This window comes from Streptomyces sp. NBC_00490, from assembly GCF_036013645.1.
GTDB lineage: Bacteria > Actinomycetota > Actinomycetes > Streptomycetales > Streptomycetaceae > Streptomyces > Streptomyces canus_F.
Window position 1 is genome coordinate 7,550,296 of record NZ_CP107869.1, and the last position, 20,592, is coordinate 7,570,887.

The 20,592-nt window shown below is 71.2% G+C and carries 17 protein-coding genes; 9 read left to right on the top strand and 8 right to left on the bottom strand.

The features are described from left to right. Positions 1 to 88 precede the first annotated feature (88 nt). Both OG381_RS34610 and OG381_RS34615 read right to left on the bottom strand, forming a co-directional pair. The gene (locus OG381_RS34610) at positions 89 to 901 is read right to left on the bottom strand and encodes a PaaX family transcriptional regulator (protein ID WP_327719925.1); all 813 of its coding nucleotides are present in this window, start codon (positions 899 to 901) and stop codon (positions 89 to 91) included. Between the two features lie 15 nt (positions 902 to 916). Then, positions 917 to 2,593, bottom strand: coding sequence for an AMP-binding protein (locus OG381_RS34615; protein ID WP_327722624.1), 1,677 nt, complete (start codon positions 2,591 to 2,593; stop codon positions 917 to 919). A gap of 51 nt (positions 2,594 to 2,644) precedes the next feature. Here OG381_RS34615 and OG381_RS34620 point away from each other — a divergent pair, with 51 nt between their 5' ends. Then, positions 2,645 to 4,168, top strand: a complete 1,524-nt coding sequence (locus tag OG381_RS34620; protein WP_327719927.1) for an acyl-CoA dehydrogenase family protein — start codon at positions 2,645 to 2,647, stop codon at positions 4,166 to 4,168. Continuing rightward, positions 4,165 to 4,563 carry a RidA family protein gene (locus OG381_RS34625; protein WP_327719928.1) on the top strand — a complete coding sequence of 133 codons (399 nt, stop codon included), beginning with the start codon at positions 4,165 to 4,167 and terminating at the stop codon, positions 4,561 to 4,563. The genes OG381_RS34620 and OG381_RS34625 overlap by 4 nt, the downstream gene beginning before the upstream one ends. Before the next feature lie 10 nt (positions 4,564 to 4,573). Here OG381_RS34625 and OG381_RS34630 read toward each other — a convergent pair whose 3' ends face one another. Further along, the gene (locus OG381_RS34630) at positions 4,574 to 4,756 is read right to left on the bottom strand and encodes a DUF5999 family protein (RefSeq protein ID WP_327719929.1); all 183 of its coding nucleotides are present in this window, start codon (positions 4,754 to 4,756) and stop codon (positions 4,574 to 4,576) included. 236 nt (positions 4,757 to 4,992) lie between these two features. Here OG381_RS34630 and OG381_RS34635 point away from each other — a divergent pair, with 236 nt between their 5' ends. Further along, a complete protein-coding gene (locus OG381_RS34635) occupies positions 4,993 to 5,409 on the top strand; it encodes a DUF6299 family protein (protein WP_327719930.1) in 417 nt (138 codons plus the stop codon). A gap of 232 nt (positions 5,410 to 5,641) precedes the next feature. Here OG381_RS34635 and OG381_RS34640 read toward each other — a convergent pair whose 3' ends face one another. From OG381_RS34640 to OG381_RS34650, 3 genes are all read right to left on the bottom strand, one after another. Continuing rightward, the gene (locus OG381_RS34640; RefSeq protein ID WP_266886956.1) at positions 5,642 to 7,171 is read right to left on the bottom strand and encodes a helix-turn-helix domain-containing protein; all 1,530 of its coding nucleotides are present in this window, start codon (positions 7,169 to 7,171) and stop codon (positions 5,642 to 5,644) included. A gap of 73 nt (positions 7,172 to 7,244) precedes the next feature. Continuing rightward, the gene (locus OG381_RS34645; protein WP_327719931.1) at positions 7,245 to 7,445 is read right to left on the bottom strand and encodes a DUF4236 domain-containing protein; all 201 of its coding nucleotides are present in this window, start codon (positions 7,443 to 7,445) and stop codon (positions 7,245 to 7,247) included. Between the two features lie 36 nt (positions 7,446 to 7,481). After that, positions 7,482 to 8,264, bottom strand: coding sequence for a DUF6985 domain-containing protein (locus OG381_RS34650; protein ID WP_327719932.1), 783 nt, complete (start codon positions 8,262 to 8,264; stop codon positions 7,482 to 7,484). A 296-nt stretch (positions 8,265 to 8,560) separates the two neighbouring features. Here OG381_RS34650 and acnA point away from each other — a divergent pair, with 296 nt between their 5' ends. From acnA to OG381_RS34675, 5 genes are all read left to right on the top strand, one after another. Further along, on the top strand, positions 8,561 to 11,275 hold the full coding sequence (gene acnA, locus OG381_RS34655; protein ID WP_327719933.1) for an aconitate hydratase AcnA: 2,715 nt from the start codon (positions 8,561 to 8,563) through the stop codon (positions 11,273 to 11,275). 153 nt (positions 11,276 to 11,428) lie between these two features. Further along, on the top strand, positions 11,429 to 12,154 hold the full coding sequence (locus OG381_RS34660; protein WP_327719934.1) for a response regulator transcription factor: 726 nt from the start codon (positions 11,429 to 11,431) through the stop codon (positions 12,152 to 12,154). Beyond that, positions 12,151 to 13,647 (top strand): sensor histidine kinase, encoded by a 1,497-nt coding sequence (locus tag OG381_RS34665; RefSeq protein WP_327719935.1) that lies wholly within the window; start codon positions 12,151 to 12,153, stop codon positions 13,645 to 13,647. Before OG381_RS34660 ends, OG381_RS34665 begins: the two co-directional genes overlap by 4 nt. Positions 13,648 to 13,892: 245 nt before the next feature. Beyond that, entirely contained in the window at positions 13,893 to 14,975 is a 1,083-nt protein-coding gene (locus tag OG381_RS34670; RefSeq protein WP_443061957.1) for a lytic polysaccharide monooxygenase auxiliary activity family 9 protein, read from the top strand. 155 nt (positions 14,976 to 15,130) lie between these two features. Further along, positions 15,131 to 15,553: a hypothetical protein gene (locus tag OG381_RS34675; RefSeq protein WP_327719937.1), complete on the top strand. Its 423-nt coding sequence runs from the start codon at positions 15,131 to 15,133 to the stop codon at positions 15,551 to 15,553. Here the strand turns inward: OG381_RS34675 and OG381_RS34680 are convergent. Further along, positions 15,532 to 16,287, bottom strand: coding sequence for a helix-turn-helix domain-containing protein (locus OG381_RS34680; protein ID WP_327719938.1), 756 nt, complete (start codon positions 16,285 to 16,287; stop codon positions 15,532 to 15,534). The genes OG381_RS34675 and OG381_RS34680 overlap by 22 nt on opposite strands. A gap of 154 nt (positions 16,288 to 16,441) precedes the next feature. Further along, a complete protein-coding gene (locus OG381_RS34685; RefSeq protein WP_327719939.1) occupies positions 16,442 to 17,032 on the bottom strand; it encodes an HD domain-containing protein in 591 nt (196 codons plus the stop codon). Positions 17,033 to 17,366: 334 nt separating this feature from the next. On the opposite strand from OG381_RS34685, the gene OG381_RS34690 reads away from it, so the two are divergent. Next, on the top strand, positions 17,367 to 20,591 hold the full coding sequence (locus OG381_RS34690; protein ID WP_327722625.1) for a GH92 family glycosyl hydrolase: 3,225 nt from the start codon (positions 17,367 to 17,369) through the stop codon (positions 20,589 to 20,591). Position 20,592 lies beyond the last annotated feature (1 nt).

The window sequence follows — 20,592 nt, forward strand, 5'->3', positions numbered from 1 at the left end:
TCGCCGTCGAGGATCTCCGGACGATGGTCGTCCTGCCCGCGCCAGACAGCCCGGTGAGCCACACCGTGGCTCCCTGAGCCCTGTGAGGTCACACCCCGGCGAAGTCGGCCCCCGCGTCCCGCAGTCGCCGGTGCAGTCCCCGGAACACCGCCGCCGAGTGGCTGCCCGGCCAGTCCTCCGGGAGCAGCCGGGCGGGCAGTCCGGGATCGGCGTAGGGGAGGTGGCGCCAGGAGTCCAGGGCGAGGAGATAGTCGCGGTAGGCCTCCTCGGGCGGAGTGTCCTCGCGCTGCTCCCAGTCCCGCAGCACGCGCGCGTGACGGTTGAGGAAGTCCTCGTGCTCCTTGGCGATCGCCGCGAGATCCCACCAACGGGCCACGGACTCGGCGGTCGGGGCGTAGCCGAGGTGTTCGCCGCGGAAGAAGTCGACGTACGGGTCGAGGCGGAGCCGCTGGAGCACGTGCCGGGCCTCCTCGTACAGCCGCGCGGGCGCGATCCAGACGCCCGGTGCCGCGGTGCCGAAGCCGAGACCGGCCAGCCGTGAGCGCAGCACATGCCGCTTCTGCCGCTCCGACTCCGGCACGGAGAACACGGCCAGCACCCAGCCCTCGTCCTCAGGCGGTTCGACGGCGTAGATGCGCCGGTCGCCGTCCTCCATCAACTGGCGGGCGTCCGGCGACAGTTCGTACCCCGCCGCGCCCTGCGCCGTACGGGCCGGCACGAGCAGCCCGCGCCGTTTGAGTCTGGACACGGACGAACGTACCGAGGGGGCGTCCACGCCCACCGCCGCGAGCAGCCGGATGAGCTCGGCGACCGGTACCGGGCCGGGCACGAAGCGGCCGTAGGCGCCGTAGAGCGTGACGATGAGAGACCGTGGTGCATGCTGGTCGGACACGTTGATCATCTTAGGTCGTCGGCATCACTGCTGGTCACCCCCGGTGCGCAACCTGAACCTCTGGAGCTTGCCGGTCGCCGTGCGGGGCAGCGCGTCCAGGAAGACGATCTCGCGGGGACACTTGTACGGCGCCAACTCCGCCTTCACGAACGCGCGCAGCGCCTCGGCGTCCCGCTCGGCGCCCTCCTTGACCACGGCGTACGCCACCACGACCTGCCCGCGCGCCTCGTCCGCCCGCCCCACGACCGCGGCCTCCACGACGTCGGGGTGGCGCAGCAGCGCGTCCTCGACCTCGGGGCCCGCGATGTTGTACCCGGCCGAGATGATCATGTCGTCCGCGCGGGCGACATAGCGGAAGTAGCCGTCGCTCTCCCGGACGTAGGTGTCCCCGGTGATGTTCCAGCCGCCGCGCACGTACTCCCGCTGCCGCGGATCGGCGAGATAGCGGCAGCCGACGGGCCCGCGCACGGCGAGCAGCCCGGGCTCCCCGTCGGGCCTGTCCCGGCCGTCCTCGTCGACCACGCGCGCGTGCCAGCCCGGTACGGGCACCCCGGTGGTCCCCGGCCTGATCTGCTCGTCGGCGGCCGAGATGAAGATGTGCAGCAGCTCGGTCGCGCCGATGCCGTTGATGATCCGCAGCCCCGTCCGCTCGTGCCAGGCCCGCCAGGTGGCCGCGGGAAGGTTCTCGCCCGCGGAGACACAGCGGCGCAGGGAGGTGGTGTCGTACGCGTCCAGCTCGTCGAGCATCGCGCGGTACGCGGTCGGCGCGGTGAACACGACGGAGACCCGGTGTTCGGCGATCGCGGGCAACAGCTGCCTGGGACCGGCCTGTTCGAGCAGCAGCGCGCTGGCACCGGCCCGCATCGGGAAGACGACGAGCCCGCCGAGGCCGAAAGTGAACCCGAGCGGGGGACTGCCCGCGAAAACGTCATCCGCCTGTGGGCGCAGCACATGCCGCGAGAAGGTGTCGGCTATCGCGAGCACGTCCCGGTGGAAGTGCATGCACCCTTTGGGGCGCCCGGTGGTGCCGGAGGTGAAGGCGATCAGCGCCACGTCGTCGGCGGCGGTCTCCACGGCGGGGTACGGCGTGTCCGGCGCCGTCCGGTTCAGCAAGTCGTCGGGCGCGTCACCGCCGTAGGCCGTGATCCTGAGCCCCGGTATCTCGGCCTTCGCGAGGTCGTCGACCGCCCGGATGTCGCACAGCGCGTGCCTGACCTGCGCGATCTCACACATGGTCGCCAGCTCGTGCGGCCGCTGCTGCGCCAGCACGGTCACCGCGACCGCGCCCGCCTTCAGCACCGCCAGCCAGCAGGCCGCGAGCCAGGGCGAGGTCGGTCCGCGCAGGAGCACACGATTGCCGGGTACGACGCCGAGCTCCCCGGTGAGGAGGTGCGCGAGCCGGTCGACGCGGGCGCGCAGGGTGCCGTACGTCCACGTGTCCTCGGTGGGGCTGTGGAACACCGGGTTGTCGTCGGGCGGGCCGGTCAGCAGCTCGGCCGCACAGTTCAGCCGATCGGGGTACCGCAGCTCCGGCAGATCGAAATGGAGTTCGGGCCACTGGTCCGGGGGCGGGAGATGGTCGCGCGCGAAGGTGTCGACGTGCGCCGAGAGGTTCATGGCGGTTCGCCCCCTGCCTGATGGCTGCCTTGTGGGCGTGGTGAGTGCGCTCGCGCAACGAGCGTATCGCCTTGGTGACGACAGTCAATGGAACGCGATATCGTCGAAGGGTCCAGTGGAGAGAGGGGACCGGCAATGCCCGCATTCTCGCTCGATCCGGTACAAACCGCCTGGTGTGCGGAGCTGCGGGCCATGGCCGCGGAGCGGCTGCGCCCGCTGGCGGAGAAGGGCGAGCCGGGGCACGTGAACCGGCCGCTGGTCGCCGAACTCGGCCAACTGGGCCTGTTGCGGCGGCTGTTCACCGCCGGTGCGCTCGACCTGTGCCTGATGCGGGAGTCCCTCGCCTATGCCTGCACCGAGGCGGAGACCGCGCTCGCGCTACAGGGGCTGGGCGCCCATCCCGTGCACGCGTACGGGACACCGGCGCAACGGGAACGCTGGCTGACCCCGGTGAGCGAGGGCCGCGCGGTGGCCGCGTTCGCGCTGAGCGAGCCGGGCGCCGGCTCGGACGCGGCGGCGCTGGCGCTGCGAGCGGAACGGGACGGGGCGCCTGACGGCGGGGCGGGCGTGAGTGCCCTTGGCGACGGCGTGCGGCGTGCGGGCGCTTCTGCCGGCGAGACGCGCGCGAGGCCTCTCGGTGAGGGGCTGCCCGCGGGGGGTTCCGGTGGGGAGTCGGGCTCGGATGTCGTGGCGGGCGGCCGCTGGGTGGATTCCGCGGGCGCCGGGACACATCGGGACACCCCCGCCGCCGAGGCACGCGCGGACGCCTGCCGTGGTGAAGCGCTCGGAAAGGTCCCCGAAGGCGGCCCGCGCGTGGATGTCCCCGGTGCGTGGCCGCCCCCGGACGCCCCCGGCGTCGAGGCGGCTCTCGGTGCCGAGCCGGAAGGGGGAGCACTGGGCGCCGAGTCCGACGGTTGCTCCCGCTGGCGTCTCACCGGTGAGAAGTGCTGGATCTCCAACGCGCCCGAGGCCGACTTCTACACCGTCTTCGCCCGCACCACCCCCGGTGCCGGAGCCCGCGGTGTGACCGCCTTCCTCGTCCCCGCCGACCGTCCCGGACTCACCGGCACCGCCCTCGACATGCTCTCCCCGCACCCCATCGGCGCCCTCGCCTTCGACGCCGTACCGGTCACCGCCGACGACGTCCTCGGCGAGCCCGACCGCGGCTTCCGCGTGGCGATGGGCACCCTCAACCTGTTCCGCCCCAGCGTCGGCGCCTTCGCGGTCGGCATGGCGCAGGCGGCCCTGGACGCGACCCTCGCCCACACCGCGCAACGGGACGCGTTCGGCGGCAAGTTGAAGGACCTCCAGACGGTCGCCCACCGGGTCGCCGAGCTCGCCCTGCGCACCGACGCGGCCCGCCTGATGGTGTACGCGGCGGCGACGGCGTACGACGAGGACGCCCCCGACGTCCCCAAGCGCGCCGCGATGGCGAAGCTGCTCGCCACCGAGACCGCGCAGTACGTCGTCGACGCCGCCGTCCAACTGCACGGCGCCCGCGCCCTGCAACGCGGCCACCTCCTCGAACACCTCTACCGAGAGGTGCGCGCCCCACGCATCTACGAGGGCGCGAGTGAGGTCCAACGCGGCATCATCGCCAAGGAGTTGTACAAGGAGTCGTGCAAGGAGCCGGCCGTGGAGACGGAGGCACTCCGGTGAGCACCGAGCGCGTGAACCCGCCCCAGCTCTCCCCGCCCGCCGGCTTCTCCCACGCCGTCGTCGCCACCGGCACCCGCGTGGTCTTCCTGGCCGGCCAGACCGCCCTCGACACCGACGGGAAAGTCGTGGGGGAGGGGCTCGTGGAGCAGTTCGAGAGGGCGCTCACCAATCTGCTGGGAGCGTTGACAGCGGCCGGCGGCACCCCCGCCGACCTCGCCCGCGTCACCGTCTACGCCACGGATGTCGCCGACTACCGCACCCGAGCCGCCGAACTCGGGGGTGTCTGGCGGAGGTTGGCGGGCCGGAACTATCCCGCGATGGCCGTCGTCCAGGTCGTACGCCTGTGGGACGAGGAGGCGCTGGTGGAACTGGACGGCTTCGCGGTCCTGCCCTAGGTCCCGGGAATCAGGCCGCCATGGCCAGTCGCTCGACCGGCCCCACGGCACTTCCGTCCGGCCGCAGCTCACCGGTGTCGTCGAAGACGATCGCCCCGTCGCACAACAGGCTCCACCCCTGCTCGGGATGGGCGGCCACGACGTGCGACGCGGCGGTGTCGAAGGAAGGGCACGAAGTCTGGTGGGAACACATGTCGCACCTCCACGTCGGAGGACGATCCGTACGGTCGTCCCTATGGACAGACCATGCTCCCGCCGGGGACTCATCGGAACGGCCTGACGCCAACCGTGACAACACGCGGACAACACCAGGACCGATCCACGAAGACCGCCGCGGACTCGCCACCGAAGGAGTGACGATCACCCTCTTCCGGGCGCCTGACCGGTACGAGTGGGGGATCCTGTTCCGCTCATTCGGAAGGCATCCCCATGCCCGTACGCCCCGCCCTCGTCCTCGCCGCGCTGCTCCTTCTGGCCGCTGCCCCCACCGCCACCGCCGACCCCTACGAGACGGTCACCGTCGACCCGGCCGGCAGCATCGCCGCCGACGGCACGGTCACCCTCTCCGGCACCTACCGCTGTCTCGGCAACTCGGGCCCGGTCTTCGTGAGCTCCTCCGTGGGGCAGAAGTCCCCGTCCGTCCGCCACGGCATCGGCGGCACCCAGGCCGTCTGCGACGGCGTCGAGCACCGCTGGCAGAACACGGGCAAGCCCTCGCCCGGAGCGCTCGAGCCGGGCACGGCCCACGTCGAGGCCACCGTCATGGAACTCGCCCCGCAGGGCGGCCTGCCCCTGCCCCGCTTCCACGCGTCCCGGCAACAGGACGTCACGCTGACGCAGGGCTGACCGTGGGCCGTCGAGACGGCGGCCGTGGTCCAGGTACGTCGGCCGTGAGGCGGGGCAGGCCCTCCCGGCCCTGCCCCGGGCCGAGATGGCCGGCACGCGCAGTTGGGGCGAGGGAGCGGCCGGCGTGACCGCCGCCAGGGCGCCCGCGGGCCGGCAGGCGGGGAAGGCGGCCAGGACACGAGAACGGCCCCGCACGCGGGGCCGTTCAGTGGTTTCGTCGGTGCCGGTGGGCTCAGATGTCGCGGAAGATCTCGATCTGCGCGCCGACCGAGTTGAGGCGCTCGGCGAGGTCCTCGTAACCGCGGTTGATGACGTACACGTTGCGCAGCACGGACGTGCCCTCCGCGGCCATCATCGCCAGCAGCACGACCACGGCGGGCCGCAGGGCCGGCGGGCACATCATCTCGGCGGCGCGCCAGCGGGTCGGGCCCTCGACCAGGACGCGGTGCGGGTCCAGCAACTGGAGGCGGCCGCCGAGGCGGTTGAGGTCGGTGAGATAGATCGCGCGGTTGTCGTAGACCCAGTCGTGGATCAGCGTCTTGCCCTGCGCGGAGGCCGCGATGGCCGCGAAGAACGGGACGTTGTCGATGTTCAGTCCCGGGAACGGCATCGGGTGGATCTTGTCGATCGGCGCCTCCAGCTTGGAGGGCCGGACGGTGAGGTCCACCAGGCGCGTACGGCCGTTGTCCGCGACGTACTCGGGCGTACGGTCGTGGTCGAGGCCCATCTCCTCCAGGACCGCCAGCTCGATCTCCAGGAACTCGATCGGCACCCGGCGCACGGTCAGCTCCGACTCCGTCACGACCGCCGCGGCCAGCAGGCTCATCGCCTCGACCGGGTCCTCGGAGGGGGAGTAGTCCACGTCGACGTCGATGGTCGGCATGCCGTGCACGGTGAGCGTGGTGGTGCCGATGCCCTCGACCTTGACGCCGAGCGCCTCCAGGAAGAAGCACAGGTCCTGGACCATGTAGTTGGAGGACGCGTTGCGGATGACGGTGACGCCGTCGTGGCGGGCGGCGGCCAGCAGCGCGTTCTCGGTCACGGTGTCGCCGCGCTCGGTGAGCACGATGGGGCGGTCGGGGGAGATCGAGTGGTCCACCTGTGCGTGGTACAGGCCCTCGGTCGCGGCGATGTCGAGACCGAACCGGCGCAGCGCGATCATGTGCGGCTCGATGGTCCTCGTACCGAGGTCGCAGCCACCGGCGTACGGCAGCTTGAAGTTGTCCATGCGGTGCAGCAGCGGGCCGAGGAACATGATGATCGAGCGGGTGCGGCGGGCCGCGTCCGCGTCGATGGCGCCCATGTCCAGCTCGGCGGGCGGCACGATCTCCAGGTCGACGCCCTCGTTGATCCAGCGGGTGCGCACCCCGATGGAGTTGAGCACCTCCAGAAGGCGGTAGACCTCCTCGATGCGGGCGACGCGACGCAGCACCGTGCGCCCCTTGTTGAGCAGCGAGGCGCACAGCAGTGCCACGCACGCGTTCTTGCTCGTCTTGACGTCGATGGCGCCGGAGAGCCGGCGGCCGCCGACGACCCGCAGATGCATCGGCCCCGCGTAGCCCAGGGAGACGATCTCGCTCTCCAGGGCCTCACCGATCCGAGCGATCATCTCAAGGCTGATGTTCTGGTTGCCACGCTCGATGCGGTTCACAGCGCTCTGACTGGTACCGAGAGCTTCTGCCAGCTGCGACTGTGTCCAGCCCCGGTGTTGCCGGGCGTCACGGATGAGCTTGCCGATGCGTACGAGGTAATCGTCTGCCATGGGGCGAGGCTATCTCAGATATGAGATGGCGCATTCCGAGGGGGTCCGTCCGGGTGACGGATCTGATGGTGCGTCAATGCCGCCCGGCCTTGCGGGTGCGGCGCCATCCGAAAGGTCCGGGCAAATCAACCGATGTCGTACGACGTCCCGTGCTGCTGTGGGTGTGCTTCGGGCCGTGGCTGCCGCCGCCGGTGGTGATGGACCAGGAGCGCCGGTTGATGTTGAGTCGTACGCCGGGAAGGATCCGGAAGCTCTTGCGGAACGTGAGGGGCATCTGTGTCTCCCGTCTGAATCGCGGAATACCCCTCGGTTACCCCGACTTGGCGAACTGATGGCCGAACTCGACGGGCTCTTCGAAGCTGACCGAGGTCACCGGTGCCGTGGTGACGGCGTACCGGTGCCGTGACACGAGACCGTCCTCGTCCCGCAACTCCAGCACTCCCGCGTCCGGGCACCGCCAGGTGAGCCGGGTGACGTGCTCCCCGGCGGGATGGGCGAGCAGGCTCCACCCCGTCCCGTCGGCGCGCAGCTCGAACTCGGACGTCTCCATCACGCCGTACGCGAAGGGGGAGGTGTCCCAGTGGCCGAGCAGCGCTTCGTCCAGGCCGGTGCGGGGGTTCGCGGCGTCCCGTTCGGCGATCCGGAGGAGGAACGCGGTGTCGGCGCCGCCGATGTCGACGACGCGGGTGCCGTGCAGCAGCACCCCCAGGTCGTGCTCCGCGTCCCACGGGCACGAGAACTCGATGCCGATGTAGGGGATGCGGTCACGCGCGACCTGGTGGACGTACACGGCGCTGACGCGCACGACGTCGTCGAGCGCGGAGGCGGCCGCCAGGTCCTGCGGCTCGAGCGTGCGGACGGCATGGGCGTGGACCGTGCGCCGGGCGGCGGTCAGCAGGGCGGGGAGGTGTTCGGCCGCCCAGGTCGCCGACGCGAGCTCGGCGTGGTCCAGGGGGTGGTCCTCGCGGCCCTCGGGGGCGTAATACAGGGGGACGGGCGCGGCTGTGGCGGCGGCCCAGGTGCCCGGCGGCAGGGTGATGGGTGCCGTCCAGGCGAATGCGTCCTCGTCCCAGAAGAAGTCGGGCCCGTTCACGCGGCGCCCGCGGTCGTGAGGGTCCTGCCCGCGCCGAAGGCCGGGTTCGGCCGGATAATCACCCAGTGACCCTAGCCGTGGGGGACATCACAAACGGAGGCGGGGCATGACCATCCCGCGCCCGTGTACTAGAGTTATCTCGACATCGAGATATCTGCCCAAGGCGCACCGCAGCCGCCCGCATCGCCGCTCCAGCGGTAAGGGTTACCTAACTTAGCCTGACCTTAGCGGATCGGCCAAGATGCCGTGGCGGCAGGATCGTGGTGAGTACGCGCACATCAATGAAGGAGACTGTCGTGTCGGCGAACAGCTTCGACGCCCGTGCCACGCTGAGCGTGGGCGACGAGTCGTACGAGATCTTCCGGCTGGACCAGGTGGAAGGCTCGGCTCGCCTTCCGTACAGCCTCAAGGTTCTGCTCGAGAACCTGCTCCGTACCGAGGACGGCGCGAACATCACCGCCGACCACATCCGCGCCCTCGGCAACTGGGACTCCCAGGCCCAGCCGTCGCAGGAGATCCAGTTCACGCCCGCCCGCGTGATCATGCAGGACTTCACCGGCGTGCCCTGTGTCGTGGACCTCGCCACCATGCGCGAGGCCGTCAAGGCGCTCGGCGGCGACCCGGCCAAGGTCAACCCGCTCTCCCCGGCCGAGATGGTCATCGACCACTCCGTCATCGCCGACAAGTTCGGCACCAACGACGCCTTCAAGCAGAACGTCGACCTGGAGTACGGCCGCAACAAGGAGCGCTACCAGTTCCTGCGCTGGGGCCAGACCGCCTTCGACGACTTCAAGGTCGTCCCCCCGGGCACCGGCATCGTCCACCAGGTCAACATCGAGCACCTGGCCCGCACGGTCATGGTCCGCAACGGCCAGGCGTACCCCGACACCCTCGTCGGCACCGACTCGCACACCACCATGGTCAACGGCCTCGGTGTGCTCGGCTGGGGCGTCGGCGGCATCGAGGCCGAGGCCGCGATGCTCGGCCAGCCGGTCTCGATGCTCATCCCGCGCGTCGTCGGCTTCAAGCTGACCGGTGAGCTCACCCCCGGCACCACCGCCACCGACCTCGTGCTCACCATCACCGAGATGCTCCGCAAGCACGGTGTGGTCGGCAAGTTCGTCGAGTTCTACGGCGAGGGCGTCGCCGCGACCTCCCTCGCGAACCGCGCCACCATCGGCAACATGTCGCCGGAGTTCGGTTCCACCGCCGCGGTCTTCCCGATCGACGGCGAGACCATCAAGTACCTCAAGCTCACCGGCCGCTCCCCGCAGCAGCTCGCGCTCGTCGAGGCGTACGCCAAGGAGCAGGGCCTCTGGCTGGACCCGCAGGCCGAGCCGGACTTCTCCGAGAAGCTGGAGCTCGACCTCTCGACGGTCGTCCCCTCCATCGCCGGCCCCAAGCGCCCGCAGGACCGTATCGTCCTCGCGAACGCCGCCGAGCAGTTCAAGCAGGACGTCCGCAACTACGTCGACAGCGTGGACGAGGCGGGCATGGAGTCCTTCCCGGCCTCCGACGCCCCGGCTGCCGTCAACGGCGTACCGACCAGCCCGGTCACCGTCACCGCCCCCGACGGCTCGACCTACGAGATCGACCACGGTGCGGTGACGGTCGCGGCCATCACCTCTTGCACCAACACCTCGAACCCGTACGTCATGGTCGCCGCCGCGCTCGTCGCGAAGAAGGCCGTGGAGAAGGGCCTGACCCGCAAGCCGTGGGTCAAGACCACCCTCGCGCCCGGCTCCAAGGTCGTCACCGACTACTTCGACAAGGCGGGGCTCACCCCCTACCTCGACAAGGTCGGCTTCAACCTCGTCGGCTACGGCTGCACCACCTGCATCGGCAACTCCGGCCCGCTGCCGGAGGAGGTCTCCAAGGCCGTCAACGACCACGACCTCGCGGTCACCTCGGTCCTCTCCGGCAACCGGAACTTCGAGGGCCGTATCAACCCCGACGTCAAGATGAACTACCTGGCCTCCCCGCCGCTGGTCGTCGCGTACGCCCTCGCGGGCTCCATGAAGGTGGACATCACCAAGGACGCCCTCGGTGTCGACCAGGACGGCAAGCCCGTCTACCTGACCGACATCTGGCCGACCGAGGCCGAGGTCAACGACGTGGTGGCGAACGCCATCGGCGAGGACATGTTCAACAAGTCCTACCAGGACGTCTTCGCGGGCGACGCCCAGTGGCAGGCGCTGTCGATCCCGACCGGCGACACCTTCGAGTGGGACCCGCAGTCGACCTACGTCCGCAAGCCCCCGTACTTCGACGGCATGACGATGGAGACCACCCCGGTCTCCGACATCTCCGGCGCCCGCGTCCTGGCCAAGCTCGGCGACTCGGTCACCACCGACCACATCTCGCCCGCCGGTGCCATCAAGGCCGACACCCCGGCCGGCAAGTACCTCACCGAGCACGGTGTGGAGCGTCGTGACTTCAACTCCTACGGCGCCCGCCGAGGCAACCACGAGGTCATGATCCGCGGCACGTTCGCGAACATCCGCCTGCGCAACCAGATCGCGCCGGGCACCGAGGGCGGCTACACCCGCGACTTCACCCAGGCCGACGCGCCGGTGTCGTTCATCTACGACGCCTCGCGCAACTACATCGAGCAGGGCATCCCGCTGGTCATCCTGGGCGGCAAGGAGTACGGCTCCGGCTCGTCCCGCGACTGGGCCGCCAAGGGCACCGCGCTCCTCGGCGTCAAGGCCGTCATCACCGAGTCGTACGAGCGCATCCACCGCTCGAACCTCATCGGCATGGGCGTCCTGCCGCTCCAGTACCCGGAGGGCCAGAACGCCGAGACCCTCGGCCTGACCGGCGAGGAGACCTTCGACTTCACCGGTGTCGAGGAGCTCAACAACGGCACCACGCCGCGCACGGTGAAGGTCACCACCGACACGGGCGTCGAGTTCGACGCGGTCGTCCGCATCGACACCCCCGGTGAGGCCGACTACTACCGCAACGGCGGCATCATGCAGTACGTGCTGCGCTCGCTGATCCGCCAGTAAGCGGACCGGCAGGCCGGCCGAAGGCCGTCGAGGGCCGCATCCCTGTCACCGGGGGTGCGGCCCTCCGCCGTACCCGCGCACGGACCTCCAGGTCATCACCGACCCACAGGCTGAACACAGGATTCCGCCAGCCCACGGGGACAGGATCGGGACATGACTGGCAGCGCTGGGTACCGAAACGGCCGCGTCCGCGTGCTCATCGTCGACGACGAGCCCGCACTCACCGACGTGCTCTCCGTGGCCGTCGAGGAGGCGGGCTGGCGCGCCTATCCGGCCCTGGACGGACAGAGCGCGCTGCGGACCGCACGCGGCTGCGCCCCGCACGCCGTCGTCCTGGACGGGATGCTGCCCGACCTGGACGGCCTCCAGGTGCTGCGCCGGCTGCGCTACGAGACCCCGAAGCTGCCCGTCCTCATGCTCACCGCCCGCGACGCCCTGGAACACCGGCTCGACGGCCTGGAGGCGGGCGCCGACGACTACGTCACCAAGCCCTTCTCCCTGGAGGAGGTCGTGCTGCGACTGCGCGCCCTGCTGCGCCGGGCCGGGGCCGAACACGCCCGCGCCGACGAGTCCGTACGCGTCCTCGGCGACCTCGTGCTGACCGCGGAGACCCGCGAGGTGCACCGCGCGGGGACCCCGGTCCGGCTCACCGCCAAAGAGTTCGACCTGCTCAGCCTGATGCTGGACCACCCGCGCCAGGTGCTCAGCAAGGCACAGATCCTCGGCCACGTCTGGAGCACCTCCTTCGACGGCGGCGGCAACCTCGTCGAGGTCTACATCTCCAACCTCCGCCGGAAGATCGACAAGGGCCGGACGCCGATGATCCACACCGTGCGCGGCCTCGGCTACGCCATCCGCTCGGAGGAGGACGGCAGATGACCGCCCGCCGACGCCTGCGCTCCCTGCGCACCCGCCTGCTCGTCTTCATCGGCGTCACCCTGGCCGTCGTCTGCGCGGCGATGGCGCTGACCACGGTCCTCGTCCAACGCGCCTATCTGCTGGGCAACCTGGACGACCGCGTCGACAACGCCGCCCAGCGCAGCCTCGGCGGCGCCCGGCTCCGCCCCGAGCAGGAGAACAGCCTCGCCTTCCTCATGGAGAGCGGCCACCCGGCCGGCATGCTCGCCGCCCGCCTCGACGACGAAGGCGGCCTCCTCAGCGCCGAGGTGGTCGGCCAGGACGCCGTGCCGACGGCCCTGACCGACACCCAGCGCACCGCCCTCGACGGCATCGCGACGGACGGCTCGACACACACCGCGACGGTGCCGGGCCTCGGGACCTACCGGATCACCGCGGCCGGCAGCGACGGAGTGCGGGTCCTCGTCGGCCTCCCCATGGACGACGTCCGGCAGCTGATCAACGGCCTGGTCGCCGTCGAAGCGGTCGTGGCGGCGGCGGGCCTCACCGTGGCGGGCTGCGTCTGCACCGTGGTGATCCGCCGTCAGCTGCGCCCCCTCGGCCGGGTCGCCGCCACCGCGGTCGAGGTCTCCCGCGCACCCCTGGACCGCGGCGAGGTCACCGCCCTCACCCGGGTCCCGGCCTCGGACACCGACCCCGGCAGCGAGGCGGGCCAGGTGGGCGCCGCGCTGAACCGGATGATCGACCACGTGGAGTCCTCGCTCTCGCAGCGCCGGCGCACCGAGGAACGCATGCGCCGCTTCCTCTCCGACGCCAGCCATGAGCTGCGTACGCCGCTCGCCTCCATCGCGGGCTACGCGGAACTGATGAACCGCGGCACGGACCGGATCGAACCGGTACTGGCCTGGCGCCGGGTCTCCGCCGAGTCGGCGCGGATGACGGGCCTCGTCGAGGACCTGCTCCTGCTGGCCCGACTGGACGAGGGCCGCCCCCTGCAGTCGGACGAGGTCGACATGGCGGCCCTGGTCGCCGAAGCGGTCTGGGACGCGCGCGCCGCGGGCGACGACCACGACTGGCAGCTGGAACTGCGCCTCGACGCACCTGCGCTGGTCATCGGCGACGGGGCCCGGCTCCATCAGGTGGTCGCCAATCTGCTGGGCAACGCGCGGGTGCACACGCCGGCGGGGACAACTGTCGTGGCCACGGTGGAGACACGGGACGCCACCTGCGTCGTACGCGTCCGTGACGACGGCCCCGGCATCCCGCCCGCCCTCCTGCCGACGGTGTTCGAACGCTTCACCCGCGCCGACGTCTCCCGCACCCGCGCCGGAGGCCTGGCGGGCGGATCCGGGCTGGGCCTCGCCATCGTCGCCGCGATCACCGGGGCCCACGGCGGGCACATCGGGGTGCGAAGCGAACCTGGCCGCACGGAATTCACCCTGGAACTACCGCTCGCCGACAGCGTGAGCGGCACGTTGTGCGACGCCAACTCGCCAAGAGGCGTGAGTACTTGATCCGGGGGTGGGGCGATCCGGCCGGGAGCCCGTGTCGGCGCTGGTACCACCCCCCTGACGGCCACCTCTCGCGCGCCACCCGTTTACAGCCGCCCCCGTTCGCGCTAACTTCCGCAACAGGCGGGGTGGGAGCGCTCCCATATGGCGGACCGGAACCTGCCCCAGGGAATCCCCCCACCCCGCTCATCCGCACGCACGCATCCGCACGGCCCGTACCTCAAGGAACGGACTGGACTGTCATGATCATGACACGATCAGCGGCGTCCCCAGGTCGCCGATTAACGCTCCCCACCCGCGCCAGAGCCCTCTTCCTCGTCCTGGTCTCCCTGCTCGCCACGATCCCGGCCATCACGCTGGTGATGTCGACCGGCGGTCCGGCTGAGGCCCACGGCACCCCGATGAAGCCCGCCAGCCGCACCTTCCTGTGCTGGCAGGACGGACTGACCGACACCGGCGAGATCAAACCGGTCAACCCGGCCTGCAAGAACGCACAGGCGGTCAGCGGCACCACGCCGTTCTACAACTGGTTCTCCGTACTGCGCTCGGACGGCGCCGGACGCACCCGCGGCTTCGTGCCGGACGGCGAACTGTGCAGCGGCGGCAACACCAACTTCACCGGCTTCAACGCCGCCCGCACCGACTGGCCGCTGACCCATCTCACCTCGGGCGCGACCGTCGACTTCTCCTACAACGCCTGGGCCGCGCACCCGGGTTGGTTCTACGTCTACGTCACCAAGGACGGCTTCGACGCGTCCCAGACCCTCACCTGGGACGACATCGAGGACCGGCCCTTCCTCTCCGTCGACCACCCGCCGCTCAACGGCAGCCCGGGCACGGTCGAGGCCAACTACGCATGGTCCGGGCAGCTTCCGGCGAACAAGTCGGGCCGCCACATCATCTACATGGTCTGGCAGCGCTCGGACAGCGCGGAGACCTTCTACTCCTGCTCCGACGTCGTCTTCGACGGCGGCAACGGCGAGGTAACCGGCATCCACGAGCCGGGCAACCCGAGCGAGCCGGTGCCGGGCGCCTGCACCGCGACCCGCAGGACCACCGGCAGTTGGAGCGGCGGCTACCAGTCCGAGGTGACCGTCACCAACTCCGGCGACGTCCCGATGCTGGGCTGGATGGTCGACTGGACGCTGCCCGGCGGCCAGAAGGTGAACAGCCTCTGGAACGGCAACGCGACGTACACCGGCCAGGCGGTGATGGTTCACAACGCCAACTGGAACGGCTCCCTCGCTCCAGGCGCGAGCACCACGTTCGGCTACGTCGTCGAAGGCGGCGGCGCCGACACGGCAACGACCCTCCCCTGCCGGGTGGGTTGAGCCGAAGCGGACCCGGCGGGCGTGGGCCGCCGGCCGCCGGGTCCGCGCACCGGCCCATTCCCTGGGGGGAATTGTCGGTCTCCGCGGCACAGCGCAGGATCTGGTCGAAGCGACCCGCGCGACCTGCGCGACTGCCGGCAAGGAGACAGACGTACATGACCGAGATCGACCCCCAGGACCTGGCCCGCGCCTACATCGCCCAGTGGAACGTCCCGGACGCCGCCGAACGTCGCGCGGCCATCGAGCGGCTCTGGGCCGAGGACGGCACGCACATCCTTCAACCACCCGTGGAGATACGGGAGATCGCGGCGGGCCTCGGCTTCGACCGCACCACCCTGGAGGCCCAGGGGTACGACGCCATCGAGACCCGGGTGACGCGCAGCTACGAGGAGTTCGTCGAGCAGAAGGGGTACACCTTCCGGTCCCGCGCCGACGCGGTACGCCTGCACGGTCTGGTCAAGTTCGGCTGGGAGGCGGTGTCCGCCGAGACCGGAGACGTGCTGGGAGGGGGCCTGGAGGTCCTCGTACTCGACGACGACGGCCGGATCAAGGCCGACTACATGTTCCCCGGAGCCTGACCCGCAGCCGCAGTGAGCGCCTCCGCCGTCGCCGGGTCGGCCGGCAGGAACGCCTCCAGCTTCAGCTCCGCCAGCGTCACATCGACGGCGGTGGCGAAGGTGGTCACCGTCGTCATCAGGCTCAGCTCACCGTACGAGGACCGCAGACGCAACGGCACCGCGAACCCCAACAGCCCGGCAGAAGCGCCCGGTTCGGGGACGTACGCGGTCAGCTCGGCCCGTAACTCAGGCTGGTGGTCGAGGCGTACGAGGATGTGGCGGGCCCACTCCGCGAGGTTGAGGATGCGCGGCGCCACGCCGTCCGGATGCAGCGCGAGGCGGTACATGTTGCAGCCCGGCCCCACCAGCTCGGCGGCCGCCCCCTCGGTGATCACGTCGAACGCGCTGTTCGCGGCGACCAGCCCACCGCTGCCGTCCACGACCAGCGCCGGATACGGCAGATGCCCGCGCAGGATGTGCTCGATCGCCGTACGCGCGGGCGCGAGCACCAGGTCGTCGAGGGAGCTCTCCGGGTACACGGGCGCGTAACCGGCGGCCAGGAGCAGCTCGTTGCGCTCCCTGAGCGGCAGTTCCAGCGACTCGGTAAGGCGTACGACCATCTTCCGTCCGGGCACGGACCGGCCGGACTCGATGAAGCTGAGATGCCGCTGGGTGGTGCCCGCCCGCAGCGCCAGGTCTAGCTGGCTCAGATGACGGCGGGTACGGCGTTCACGAAGCGCACTGGGGAAGTCCACGGGCCTGTTGTAACGGGGCGAGCGGCTCGCGGGCCATTCCTCGCAGGGAATCGCAGCGAATCGCGGGGCCTCCCGGGAGCGAGGGCCGGCATGGCGACCCGCGACCCCTTCGACGGGGGCCACCCCCTGCCGGTGGCCGACCGCCGGCCCCGGTTCACACCGGATACGTCCCCTGGAACCCCAGCCGCGCGTCCGCCCCCTCACCCACGGACGTCAGCAGGTCGTCGAGGTCCAGGAACTCCTCCCACACGGTCCGCCCGCTCGCCGCGGCCAGCTCCCTGACGACCAGGTCCTCCAGCTCCGGCACCCGCTTGTTCTTCCAGATCTTGTCGGCGAGGCTCACCAGCAGATCCTCGATGCCGAGGTCCGGCCGGGTCCAGGTGGCGTGGGTGGCGGCGAAACGGGCCAGGTGGGGGGCGGTGCCGTGGGAGAGGAGCAGTTCGCGGCCGGCGTCCTCGTGGGCCGAGCCCGGGCCGGAGAGTTCGGCGGTGTGGGCCGTCTTGCCGATGTCGTGCGTGGCCGCGCCGAAGAGCACGGCGTCGCGGTCGAGCGGCAGCCCCGGGTGCCGTCGCGACACCCACTCGACGAGTTCGTACGCCACGTCGTGCACCGCCCGCAGATGGGCGGCCAGGCGGGGCGGCGCGTCGAGTTCCCGCAGCAGTTCCGCCGCCCGGTCCGGCAGCGGGCGCAGCGGCGGGTCGCCAGGGTCCTGGAGGGCGCGGAGGAGGAGATCGGTGCGAGTCACGCGGACAGGGTAGGCGCGGAGGCCTGCTTCCGGTGCCCGATTCACAGGCGCCGGGTGGCCTGTGCGGACCCGGTGGGCATCCCCACCGGGTCCGCGGGCCGGGCAGGCGAACGGGGGGAGTCCCCTGCCCGGGCGTCGGTTGGTCTGTGGCGGCGCCGTGGAGCCGCGATTCCGCGTCCGTGCGGTGTCGGACAACGTTGTCTAGTGGTCTAAACCTCACTCTACCGTGTCAACGGAAGGCGAAGTCAAGCGAGTTGGAGTTGCCCCGACCGGGTGGCACCTCCGCGTGGCAGAATCCCCGCCCACCGGCCCAGTGGTACGGCTGGCGCACGTGATGTCCCTGATCCTCGCCGTCGCCCTCGCGCTCGCCGGCGTCACCCCCACCGCCCCCGCCGCGCCGCCCGCCCTCGTCGACGACCCCACGCCGTACGTCGACCCGCTCATCGGCACCAGGAACGGCGGCAACGTCTTCCCCGGCGCCGTCACCCCCTTCGGCATGCTCTCCTGGAGCCCCGAGAACACCTGGGGCGACGCCACCCGCACGGCGGCGCCCGGCGGCTACCACCACGACGCCACCCGCATCCGGGGCTTCAGCCTCACCCACATGTCCGGCACGGGCTGCGCGGGCGGCAGCGGCGACATCCCGTTCTTCCCGTACGCCGGTGAGGTCACCACCTCGCCCGCGAGCGACACCGGGAACGCGGTGTACGCCGCCGACTTCCGCCACGCCGACGAGACCGCCGAGCCCGGCCACTACGAGGTCGCTCTCGCGTCCGGCGTCACGGCCGACCTGACCGCCACCACCCGCACCGGCTCGGCCCGCTTCACCTACCCGGACGACAAGCCGGCCTCGCTGCTGATCCGTACCGCCGACTCCGAGGTGGGCTCGACCGGTTCGCGGATCGAGATCGACCCGGCGGGCCGCACTGTCTCCGGGTCCGTCACCTCCGGGAACTTCTGCGGTCACCTCGACTCCGAAGGCCGACGCGCCTACTACACCCTCCACTTCACCGCGCACTTCGACCGCGCCTTCAAGGCGACGGGCACCTGGGAGGACGACCGCCTCGCTTTCGGGTCCCGGCAGGCGTCCGGCGGCACCGGCGGTTTCGCGAACGGAGGACGGCCCGTCGCGGGCCAGGGCGCGGGCGGCTACGTCGAGTTCGCACCCGGCGCCGGACCGGTGAACGTCAAGGTCGGTATCTCCTACGTCAGTCGCGAGGGCGCCGAGGCGAACCTGGCGGCGGAGAACCCGTCGTACCGCACCTTCGACGACGTACGGAAGGCCGCCCGCGGCGCCTGGCGCGACCGGCTGGACGCGATCCGGGTCGGCGGCGGCACGGACGCCGAGCGCACCACCTTCTACACCGCGCTCTACCACTCCCTCCTCCACCCGAACGTCATCAGTGACGTCGACGGTCGATATCGAGGCCCCGACGGCGAGACGCACACCACGGCCCGCGGAGCCCAGTACGGCACCTTCTCCGGCTGGGACGTGTACCGCGACCAGGTGCAGCTGCTCACCCTGCTGGAGCCGGACACCGGCTCCGACATCGCCCAGTCCCTGTACGAACTGGCCAAGCAGAACGGCGGCATCTGGGACCGCTGGCTGCACGGCGCGAGCGGCACCCATGTCATGAACGGGGACCCGTCACCCATCGCCCTCGCCGGTATCCACGCCTTCGGCGGCACGGACTTCGATGTGCGCGGCGCGCTCGCCTCGCTGGTGAAGGCGGCGACCGTGCCGACCCGGCAGGACCTGTCGTCCGCCGGGCGGCCGGTGCTGTCCGTCGGGCAACGCCCGTCCCTGGACAAGTACCTGAAGCATCACTACATGCCGTCCGTCTCCCACGCCTGGGGCGGGGCGGCCGAGACGCTGGAGATGTCCGGCGCCGACTTCGCGCTCTCCCAACTGGCCGCCGCGGCAGGGGAGAAGGGCATTGCGGCCGACTTCGCCGGGCGTTCCCAGTGGTGGCAGAACAACTTCAACCTGGCGGCCGACCCCGGCGGCGGCTACATCGCCGACCGCAACGCCGACGGCAGCTGGGTCACCGGCTTCACCCCGGGCACGGGCAAGGGGTTCGTCGAGGGTACGGCGGCGCAGTACACCTGGATGGTCCAGCACAACCCGGCCGGGCTCTTCGCCGCGATGGGCGGCAGGGGTGAGGCGGTGGCGCGGCTCGACGGCTTCTTCCGTGACAAGGACGGCGGTTGGGCCCTGACCGGCAGCGGCGGGGAGAAGGCCGAGCTGGACAACGAGCCGTCGATCAACGTCCCCTACCTGTACGCCTACGCGGGTGCCCCGTACAAGACGCAGGAGACCGTCCGCGCGGCGATGCGGCAGCTCTGGTCGACGCGGCCCGGCGGCATCCCGGGCAACGACGACCTCGGCGCGATGTCGGCCTGGTACGTCTTCTCGGCGCTCGGCATGTATCCGCAGGTCCCCTCGCGGGCCGAACTCGTCCTCGCCTCACCGCTGTTCCCGCGGATCGAGATCGACCGGCCGGGCGGCGGCGACATCACCGTCAGCGCGGAGGGCGCCCCCGCCGACGCGCCGTACATCCACTCCCTGAAGGTCAACGGCCGGACGAACAAACGCCCTTGGCTCCCGGCCGCCTTCGTGCGGGACGGCGGACGGCTGGACTACACGCTCTCCGCCACCCCGGACCGGTCCTGGGGCACCGCCTCCGAGGACGCCCCGCCGTCCTTCCGCGAGGGCGAGCAGCCGTACCAGATCGGTGTCGGCCCGACCACGGCGACGCTCGCCCCGGGCGGCAGCACGAAGGTCGGCGTCACAGCCCTTCCGGTGGGCGGAGGCGAGGTGCGTTTCCGCGTGGAGACGCCCCGGGGCATCACCGCGACTCCCGCCGAGGGCAGGATCGTCGAGGGGACGCGGGAGATCGTGCTGACGGCCGACAAGGACATCGAGCAGGGCTTCCACGACGTGCAGGTCGCGGTGACCTCCTACGTCCAACCCGTGGCCCTGACCGTCGCCGCCCCCGGCACCCTCCTCGCCGCCTACAACGGCACCGGCGTCTCGGACGACTCCGGCGACCACGCCGAGGCCGACTTCGACGGCGCCGGCTGGAGCTACTCCCGGCAGGCGCTGACCGCGGCGGGGCTGACGCCGGGTGCGCGGGGCACGGTCGGCGCTCTGGCCTTCACCTGGCCGGACTCGCCGAGCGGGCGGCCGGACCACGCCTCGGCCGCGGGACAGACCCTGCGACTGGACGAGCCAGTGAGCCAGTTGTCCTTCGTCGGCAGCGCGGTCTTCGGCGACCGGCAGTCCGAGGCCACCGTCACCTACACCGACGGCACCACCGACACGACCGAGCTCTCCTTCACCGACTGGACGCGGGGCGGTGGCGGCGGCAGTGTCCGGTACGGCAACGAGGTCGTCGCCCAAGCCGCGTACCGGAACATCGCGGGAGCCGGAAGGGATCCGGTCGCGACGTACGTCTTCGCCACCGAGCCGTTCACCGCGCCGGCGGGCAAGCGCATCGCGAGCGTACGGCTGCCGGACGATCCGCGACTGCGCGTGTTCACCCTCGCGGTCGGCTGAC